At 46.2% G+C, this 10,708-nt stretch carries 1 protein-coding gene; it reads right to left on the reverse strand.

Annotated elements, in window-relative coordinates:
* Positions 1-4 precede the first annotated feature (4 nt).
* The gene (locus MHI60_RS05400) at positions 5-10,699 is read right to left on the reverse strand and encodes a non-ribosomal peptide synthetase (RefSeq protein ID WP_263639919.1); all 10,695 of its coding nucleotides are present in this window, start codon (positions 10,697-10,699) and stop codon (positions 5-7) included.
* Positions 10,700-10,708: the final 9 nt, after the last annotated feature.

Raw genomic sequence — 10,708 nt, forward strand, 5'->3', positions numbered from 1 at the left:
GTTGTTAAGTCAATTTCTCCTCAAGCATGTCAAAAATGTCGTCCATTTCATCCATTTCAAGGTCAGCCGCAGAGAAGTCACTTGGCGTAAATTCCCGTTCGTGCTGCGCTAAGCAATGAGTGATGATGGATTGGATTTTTTCCTTCAACAATGCCATGAACTGCTGTATCGTCTGTTCTTCATATTCACTTGCACAATAGGAACAAGACAAAATGAATCGATTGTGTTGAACAAGACCACTAAGGTTCAGCTTATAAACAGCTTCGGAATCAGAGCTTGCTTGTCGTCCCATATCATAAGTCGACGGCCTAAAGAGTTCTGTCGTCACTTCCTGATCAATCTGACCAAGATAGTTCAAGCTGATTTCAGGATGTACGTGCTGTCCTGACAGTTCAGTGGCTGTCATGTATTTTAAAATCCCGTAGCCAATTCCTTTATTTGGCACACTGCGCAGCATTTCTTTTGTTCCTTTAATAGCATCAGCTATGGTCTGATCCGGCTTCACTTCAAGAACAACTGGATACATGCTCGTAAACCAGCCAATCGTGCGAGAGACATCCAGCCCTGATAAAATATCCTCTCTTCCATGACCTTCAAGCTGCACATGTACATGGGACTCACCTGTCCACTCTTGAACAGCAAGGCCGAGAGCACATAAAAGAATATCGTTCATTTCCGTTGTGTACGGCAGATGAATATCGGTTAAAAGATGCTCAGTTTCTGTTTCTGTCAACTGCATTTGAACCGATTTGGTTTCGGCAACTTTTCTTTTCGTCACTTCATGATCAACAGGTAATGTGGTTAATGGTTTGCTTTCAATCTCTGCCCAATACTCCTGCTGACTTTTTAAAGGCTGTGACTGTGCATAACGTTCAATGGCCTCTGCCCATTCTTTAAACGAATAAGTTTTCAGCGGCAGGACAAGCGTTTGCCCATGAGCTGCCTGCTGATATAGAGACATAAAGTCCTCTAGTAAAATCCGGCATGAGACACCGTCAATGACTAAATGGTGTGTCACGATGAGTAAATGATCGCCATCTTCTGCATGGAAACAAATCACTTTCATTAACGGACCTGTTTCGATATTCAACTGACGCTGATACTCATTGGCATATGTGGAAATAGCCTTTTTCACGTCGTGCTCTTTTGAGACATCATGAGAAATAATCTTCAGCGGTTCCGTGAGCTCCCGCTGGTTGTATTGCAGGATACCGCCATGTTCCTGCCTGTATACCATACGCAGTGCATCATGATGTGAAAGCAGTTTTTGCATGACTTGTTCTGTAATGGAAAGGTCAAATCCATTTGGCGCATGAAGCATCATCGAGAGATTCCAATGGTGCTGATCGCTGAATGCTCGTTCAAAGAACCAGCGCTGAATTGGTGTTAAAATGACTTCTCCTTCGACAGATGATTGGTCAGCTGTGAGAAGCTCGGCTTCCTCGATATATGGGCGCAGCTCCGCAATCGTTGGGTACTGGAATAGAAGTTTCATATCGAGCTTCCAGCCCGCTTGCGTGAGCCTGCTTGCCATTTGGATACCTTTAATCGAATCTCCGCCAAGGAAGAAGAAGTGATCGTGGATACCGACTTGGCTGACGCCAAGGACATCTTCCCAAATGCCGCAAAGCAGTGTTTCCACTTCATCTCTTGGAGCTTCGTATACCGTTTGGTTCGCTTCCATATCAGGAGCTGGCAATGCTTTCAGATCGACTTTTCCATTGGCCGTCATTGGAAATTGGTCTAGTTTTACGATCCATGCTGGTACCATATATTCTGGCAACGTGCATTTCAGGCTTTCTTTTAAGTCCTCTGTATCGGTCTCCGTGATCACGTAAGCGGCAAGGGCGTCCTGATCACTTGCATCTTTGACCGTGGTCACGACGGCTTCTTTGACCGAATCCAGCGTCAGGAGCTGGGCTTCAATTTCTGACAGCTCAATACGGAAGCCGCGGATGTTGACCTGATGGTCTATTCTGCCGAGATAGATCAGCTCACCATCGTCTGTCCATTTCACTAAATCGCCTGTACGGTACATGCGCTCGCCTGGATAAAATGGATCTGGGACAAATCGTTTGTCGGTTTCTTCTGGAAGATTCCAGTAGCCTCTTGCCAGTCCTTTTCCTGCAATGACGAGCTCACCCGGTACGCCTGGTGGTGACAGGTCATATAACGAACCCATGATGTAGAAACGTGTATTGGCAATCGCCGTTCCAATCGGAAGCGTGCCTTGTTCTGGATCGATCATCCCGCTTGTCGCTACAACTGTATTTTCAGTTGGACCGTAGTTATTGACGAGTTTGTATGGAACTGGCTTTACCTGTTTCAGCTTGTCTCCGCCTGTGAGTAAATAACGTAGAGAATGGTTGTCCATTGACATAAACTGCTCGCATAACTGCGTTGGCAGGAAGGCAATGGTGATGTCTTCTTCATTGAAATACGCATTGAGCTTGATCATATCGAGACGAATCGCTTCGTCGATGATGTGCAGCTCTGCGGCGGCGATCCACGTCGGGAACATCTCCCAAATGGAGGCATCAAAGCCAAAGCCGGCATATTTCGCAGTTCGATCCTCGTGCGTCACCTGGAACGCATCATTGTGCCAGAATGCAAGATTCACAAGGGACTGGTGCTCGACCATGACACCCTTCGGCTGCCCCGTCGTCCCAGACGTATAAATCATGTAGGCAAGATCCGTTGGTTTGATATGAACCTGAATCTCGTGGGCTTCTCCCTCTACCGCATCTTCTAAGAACAGGACATGACCTGTGAATGAAGCTGGTGCAGTAAGTCCTTTCTGCATCAGAAGTACCTCTGCACCGCAGTCTTCCAGCATGTACGCAATACGCTGCGCCGGATAATCTGCATCAATCGGAACGAATGCCGCACCTGCCTTGAGAACGCCAAGAACAGCAGCTGTCATATCAAGGGATGGGCGGGTGAGAATACCGACGCGATCTCCTGGTTTTGTGCCGTTTGAGATGAGTCTTGAAGCGACTACATTCGCCCGGCTATTCAGTTCTTTATACGTCCAGCTTGTACCGCAGAAGGTCGCTGCTTTTTGGTGCGGTGCTTCTTGTGCCTTAGATTCAATTAGCGCATGAACGGTTTGATCTGACGGAACGTCAAGGTCTCGTCCTGACCATTCATTGATCAGCTCTCGTTTTTCCTCTTCATTTATGAGAGATAGCGCTGAAATCGGCTGATTCAGTTTAGCCACCATATCGTCTATGATTTTTTCAATATATCGGCTCCAGCGCTGAATGGTGCTCTTTTTAAACAGGGCCGCTGCATACTCAAAGCGCAAACCTACTTGGTCATTTTCTTCAAATACACCGAGCGTTATATCAAATTTTGCCTGAACGGTATCTTGCTGCTTTTGCGACAGCTTGAGTCCATTCAAATCCGGTAACGTCAGGTCACGGTCATCTGTTGTCAGCATGACACTAAACAATGGATTGCGGCTCGTGTCTTTCGGAAGATCTAACTGAGCCACCAATTCCTCAAACGGGAATTCTTGATGTTCATAGGCTGATAGACTGCGATCTTTCATTTTTTCAAGCAGCTGTGCTGTCGTTTCTTCTGGCTGCACTTCGTTTCGAAGAGCCAGCGTATTGACAAACATGCCTGGAACCCGTTCGATTGAAGCATGCGTACGTCCTGCCGTTACAGCGCCTATGACGATATCTGTCTGCCCAGTTAATTTCGAAAGGAAAATGGCAAATGCCGTTTGCATCACCATGTTCAAGCTCACACCTTTTTCCGCCATGAGCGTTTTGATGGATTGCACCTTTTCAGCAGACAACCATCTATCGACTCGCCCTCCTTCAAATGACTGAACTTGAGGACGCGGAAAATCAAGGGGCAATGCTAAGTCTTCCGGCGGCTGTGCATATTGCTCCAGCCAATACTGCCGCTGTTTCTCAAGCATCGCCTGCTGCTTTTCTTCCTGCTGCCATACTGCAAAATCCTTGTAATGCAGCTGAACTGGCGGTAACGTCTTTTTCTCATACAGCTCTGCGAGTTCTTGAATAAGCAGGCTGCGTGTGACACCATCTGCAATGATATGGTGCATATCCATCATGAATACATATTTCTCATCAGAAAGCTTCGCCACTTTTGCCCTCATTAATGGTGCTTGATGTAATGAGAATGGTGTAATGAATGACTCGACGACAGACTGCTCCTGATCGCCCTCTATTTCAACAACCTCTAATGTAAACGGTACTTGGCGATAGACTTTTTGAACGGGTACGCCGTCAATTTCGACAAAGGCAGTCCGCAATGATTCATGTCTGTCGATCAAGGCTTGAAGCGCTTCTTCTAGCTGCTTCACATCAAGGCTGCCTTCCATCATTAAAACCGCTGGCATATGATAAGTGACTGCTTCAGGATGCAGCTGCTGCAGTACATACATCCGCTTTTGAGCAGAAGAGACGGGATAGAAATCTTGCTTTTCCGTCGGCTGAATGGATGTCACCACCGAAGAATCCGCTTCTTCCAAGTAGGCTGCCATTGCCCGTATGGTTGGTTTTTCAAAAAGGACTTTGAGCGGCACATGCTTGTTCAGCTTCGCCTGCACCTTCGAAATGAGCACCATGCCCTTGAGGGAATGACCTCCCAATTCAAAGAAGTGGTCAAGAACCCCCATTTGTTCAACTCCAAGAACTTCTGACCAAATGTCACACAGCGCCCGCTCAAGTACCGTTTCTGGTGCCACATGCGCCGCATGGTTCATATGCACCTCATGCGGAAGCGGCAGAGACTTCGCATCTACCTTTCCGTTTTGGGTAAGGGGAATGTGATCGACTTTCACAAAGTACGTAGGAATCATATAATCCGGCAGTGTCTCCGCAAGATTTTCTCTAAACGTCAGTGTTCCAATGTGTTCAGACGCTGTGTAATAGAGTGCAAGCTCCGGTAAACGGGACAGGTGCAAGACTTTCACATAGACTTCTTGAATAGATGCCAGAGCACGTGCTGCATGCTCAATTTCCTGTTTCTCAATGCGATAACCGCGGATTTTCACTTGGTCATCGACTCTTCCAAGAAACTCAATATCTCCATTTGCATGCTGTCTGACCAAATCCCCTGTGCGATACATTCTCTCTTGAGGATCATATGGATTTTCAAGAAAACGTTCCGCTGTTAATTCAGGCTGATTTAAATATCCTCTCGACACGCCTTCTCCAGATATATAAAGCTCTCCCGGCGCGCCATACGGGACAAGCCGCTGCTGCTGATTGCATACGAGCGCTCTTGTGTGAGCAATTGGCTGCCCGATCAAAGATCGTTCCTTCAAAGCGTCCAGCTCTTGCGGTGTGATCAGCTTGGTCACTGTACCAATGGTTGTCTCAGTCGGACCGTAATGGTTCATTACTGCCACGCATGGATGCTGCATCATAAATGTCTCAACATCCTCAGGGATCATCGGTTCTCCTCCAAGGACCACTAGGCGTAAAGCGTTAAACGAATGTTCCTTAGAATCTGCCATCATATGAAATAGAGATGGTGTCATTTTGATATAAGTCAGCTCTTGTTCATCAATCATCCGCATCAGACGTACAGGGTCTGTATACACGTCTTCATGAGGAACATAGAGTGTCCCCCCTGCTTTTAAAACAGGGAAAATGCTTGTGTAACCAAGATCATATGCATAAGAAGAAAGCAGTGCCGTCCGATCACATTCTTGCAATGTCACCTCATTTGTCAGCCAGTTGACATAGTGTGATAGATTACGATGCGTGAGCTGTACACCCTTCGGCTGCCCTGTGGTACCAGATGTGTAAATCACATAAGCGAGCTGATCAACCGATACTTCCGGCAGTTCTAGTGAGTGGCTTTGATGCACTGCTTGTTCAACCTGCACCACTTGAATCGACTTGTGATTCTGATAGGAATCTGCAAGAGACTCATTTGTCACGATGACTTGTGCATCTGAATCCTCTAATGTGTAGCGGATTCGTTCAGCCGGAAAAGCTGGATCAATCGGGACAAACGCTCCTCCTGCTTTCATCACACCAAGCATGGAGACGATGACATAGACAGAGCGGTCAAGGATCAGTGCCACAGCTTGTTCTTTCTCGACGCCTCGTTTTTTAAGCTCACAGCTAAGTGCATATGACATATCCTCAAGCTCGCGGTAGGTGAGTTTTCTTTGATCATCCATGACGGCGATAGCATCCGGTGTTTCCTTAGCCTGACGTGAAAATTGGACATGGAATGGCTCATGACGATTCGTTTGTCCTTCGGCTTTTTTCTCCAGACGCTCTATTTGTTCTTGCTGATCCAGTATATGGAGCAAGCCGATCTGTTCCTCTGGATGACGAACCGCCTCACGAATAATCGCCAGGAGATGAGTTCCAAAACGTCGGACGGTCTCTTCTTTAAATAAGGCTGCTGCATAGTCAAAGCTCAGCTTTAATGCTCCCTCGCGTTCAAATGCTTCTAGAGATAGATCAAATTTGACCGAGTGATGCTGAATGGCATAAGGCGAAATGTGCAGATCGCCGAGCTTCAGCGCCGGAACCTCCATGTTCTGCATGTTAAATGAGACGCTAAAAAGCGGACTCCGAGTTGTATCACGGTCTAATGGAAGATGTGCAATTAACTCTTCGAGTGGATAGCTTTGATGTGCAAAAGCGTCAACACTTGTTTCTTTTATTTCTTCAAGCAGCTGTAAAAATGTTTTGCTTTGTTCTGGTTTTCCGCGCATCGCAATGGTGTTGATAAACATCCCCGGCATGTCCTGAATATCAGGGTGTGTCCGTCCAGCAACAGGCGAACCCACAATGATATCTTCCTGCCCGCTATAGGAGGCAAGCAGCACCTGAAAGGCAGATAACAAGAACATATACATGGTCGTATCGGTTTTCTGAAGCAGTTCATGAATCCGCTGAGTCGTTGCTTGATCACAGCCAAACATGAATCGTTCTCCAGAAAAATCACGTTCTGCTGGACGCGGATAATCAGTTGGCAGCTCTAAAACCGGTAAATCTCCTTCGAATTGCTTCAGCCAATACGCTTCATGTTCCTTCTGTTTCTCCGTTTCTTCTTCACTTAGCTGCCAGACAGCGTAATCTTTATAATGAATGGCTCGTTCAGCAAGAGCTTCTCCATCATAAGCCTTCGCCAAATCTTGAATGAACGTCTTCATCGAGCTGCCATCTGTAATGAGATGATGTGCTTCCAAGACGAGAAGGTGACGGTTCTCACTGACTTTCAGCAGCTGAGCTCGCAAAAGGGGTGCCGCTGTTAAATCAAATGGCGATTGACGTTCAGTAAGAAATGCCTCCGCCTCTTCTTCCTTGATGTCATGAACAGGAAGGTCAAACGCAGTCCATTCATGCACCCTTTGGACAATGTCTTCTCCGTTCATATGAAAACTCGTTCTTAAGATTTCATGCGTTTGGATTAACTGATTAAATGCTGATTTGAGCCGCTGATATTCGAGTGTTCCCTCAAGCGTTAAGACGATCGGAATATGATAATTCGTGCTGTCAGGTTCAAGTGTCTGCAAAATGTATAAACGGCGCTGAGCTGGTGATACCGGATATTCTTCCGCCTGCTCTGCTGGTAAAATAGGATGTCCGGTTTCTTCTTGACCATCCTGATCGATGTAAGCCGCTAATGAACGAATCGTCGGCTTCTCGAAAATCACTTGAATCGGCACTTCCTTTTGAAGCACTTCTTGAACCTTCGCAGACATCATCATCGCTTTGAGCGAGTGCCCGCCAGCCATAAAGAAATGCTCGTCTATCCCAACCGTTTTCCCAAGAAGCTCCTCCCAAATGTCAGCGAGTGCCTTTTCTGTCTCAGTCTCAGGCAGAATGATTTTGATCTCCTCGCGATGCACTTCGTCAGGCTTTGGTAAAGCTTTTCGATCCACCTTCCCGTTCGATGTCAGCGCAAAGGTATCCAGCTTCATCACATGGTGCGGCACCATATAAGCTGGCAGTTTTTGATTAAATACATCTCGCACCTCTTCTTCTGTGTGCGTCCCTGTAAAGTATGCAATGATTTCCTTTTCATCTAAAGAAAGCTGCTGAACAAGTACAACTGCTTCATCTATGCCCGCTTCTTGGTGAAGCACTGATTCAATTTCACCAAGCTCAATACGGAAACCACGAATTTTCACCTGTTCATCGGCACGGCCGAGGAATTCAATCTGACCATCCGCACCATATCTAGCCAAGTCCCCTGTTCGATACATCCGTCCTGACGGCTTAAAAGGATCTGCCATGAATACTTGATCAGTCAAATCTGGACGTTTGATATACCCTCTTGAAACACCATCTCCGCCCACATAAAGCTCTCCTAGCGCTCCTATTGGCTGAAGTCTTTGATAGTCATCTAAAATATAAGCTGACGTGTGATTGATTGGCTGACCAATTGGGATCGGACCCGTTTCATCTCCTCTTACTTCGTAAAAGGTCGAGATGGTTGTATTTTCTGTTGGGCCGTAGACATTCAGTAAGGTAAGTGCTGGATGATGCTTTTTCACAAGCTCCGCACTTTTCACATTGATCACATCACCGCCCGTGAATAATGTTTTTAACCCTTTGAACATTTGCGGCCGCTGCTGAGCGAGCTGATTAAATAAACCAGTCGTTAAAAAGAGCGCTGTGATCTGATGTGTTTGGATAAATTGTTCAAATCGGTGAATATCCAATAAAGTATCACGGTCAACAGGATAAAGCGTCGCCCCATTCAGAAGTGTAGTGAAGATTTCAAGGGTAATCGCATCAAAGCTGACAGCTCCTGTATGCGCCATACGATCCGACGTGTTCAATCCTATTTTCTCCTGAGAGCATACCAACCTCACAATATGCTGATGCTCAATTTGAACTCCTTTTGGCCGTCCAGTTGAGCCCGATGTGAACATGATATATGCCAATTGAGATGGAGACGTCTCGACCGATAACTCCGCTTGTGAGTGATGAGACATGCCGGTCACATGAACAGCTTTGATGCTTTCATCAACTGGCGGCTGGCTGTCAGCATAGAGCAAAATGGATACGCCGCTGTCTTCAAGCATCCAACGGATTCTCTCATCAGGCTGAGCTGGATCAATCGGTACATAAGCAGCCCCTGCATGTAAAATAGCCAAAATGGAGATCACTGCATCTGCTGATCGGTTCATATACACTGCGACAGCATCCCCCGGCTGAACGCCGTTTTCAACAAGACTGCTGGCTAAACGACGGATTTCCTGTCCAAGCTCTTCGTATGTGAATGTTCGCTCGCCTTCGACTAATGCCGGATGGTCAGGATGCGCCTTGATACGTTCATTGAGCAGCTCAGGAATGGACAGGTGCTTCGGATAATCTCGCTCCGTTTGGTTCCACGCTTCAATCAGCTGCTTTTCTTCTTCTGTAATACATGTCACTTCATAAAGACGTACGTCAGGATTGTGAATGATTTGTTTCATGAGATTGGTCAGATGTTTTGATATGTTTTCAATGACCTTTTCTTCAAAAGCCACCGCATTGTATTTAAATTTCAATGTCCACGTTTCACCAGGATAGACAAGAACATTGAGATCGAAATTCGTTTGTTCAAATCCGTCCTTTACATCAATGGCAAAACCGAGACGTGCAGACATGGTGTCACCAGACAGCTCCTGATCTAAAGGATAGTTTTCAAACCCAACCAAATGATCAAAGAGCTTTCCTCCAGCAGCTGTTTTCTGCTGAATGTCATAAAGCGGCATAAAATCATAGTTTTCGGCTTCCAGTGCATGCTGCTGAACCTTTTGAAACAGCTGTTTAAAGGTCTGTTCCTGATCCAATGTCACCCGAACAGGTATCGTATTGATAAACAGCCCTGCCATGCGCTCAATCCCAGACACACTTGGGGATCTGCCTGATACGACTGTTCCGAATGTGACATCATTTGATGCATGATAGGTGCCTAAAAGAACGGACCAGACAGCCTGAAAAAGGTTCGGTGCTGTCACTTGGCATTGTCTTGCCGCATCTTGAATGGCTTGTACCGTTTGAGCGTCCCATGTAAACGTCCATTCCTGATGGTCATATTGTCCGTTCGCTTCTTTTTGCTGCAGCAGCCCTTGGTGCTGTACAGCACCATCCAGCCGCTCCGTCCAATAGTCTTCCGCTTCTTGTTTGTTTTGCTTTCCAAGCCACTGGATATAGTCCGCATAAGGCTTACCTTGTGAGCGATCCGGCGTTCGGCCGTTCCGATAAGATTCATAGTAATGAAACAGTTTTTTCATCAACACACCCATGGACCAACCATCCATAATGATGTGATGGTTGCTCCAAATCAGATGCCAGTTTGTTTCATTTAGTTGAAAAACAGCGACTTTCAACAACAGATCATTCGTTAAGTGAAATCCTTGCTTTCTCACTTGCTTTTTATATTGATCCAATACCTTTTTCTGCTCTTGATGATTCAGATGAGATAGATCCTCTCTATACACATCTAAATGACGTTCAGCCAGTACAACCTGACGAGGCTTTTGTAATTGCTGATAGACAAAGGCTGTACGCAGAATGTCGTATGTCCGTACGAGTTCATTGAGACTCTTTTCAAAAAGATCGAGATCAAAATCTCCGCTTATTCCAAGCTCAAGCTGTGTGAAATAAGAGGAGGAATTAGGGTCTAGCATGGCATGGTACAGCATGCCCTCTTGCATTGGTGTTAAAGGATATACCTTTTGAATTTTCTGCTTGCTCATAAGTCCACC

The sequence above is a fragment of the Bacillus sp. FSL K6-3200 genome, assembly GCF_038630485.1.
Classification (GTDB): Bacteria; Bacillota; Bacilli; order Bacillales; family Bacillaceae; genus Bacillus; species Bacillus safensis.

Bases quoted from the DNA above. Each gene is read 5' to 3' on its own strand.
- MHI60_RS05400 (WP_263639919.1), bottom strand. From the start codon at position 10,699: ATGAGCAAGCAGAAAATTCAAAAGGTATATCCTTTAACACCAATGCAA.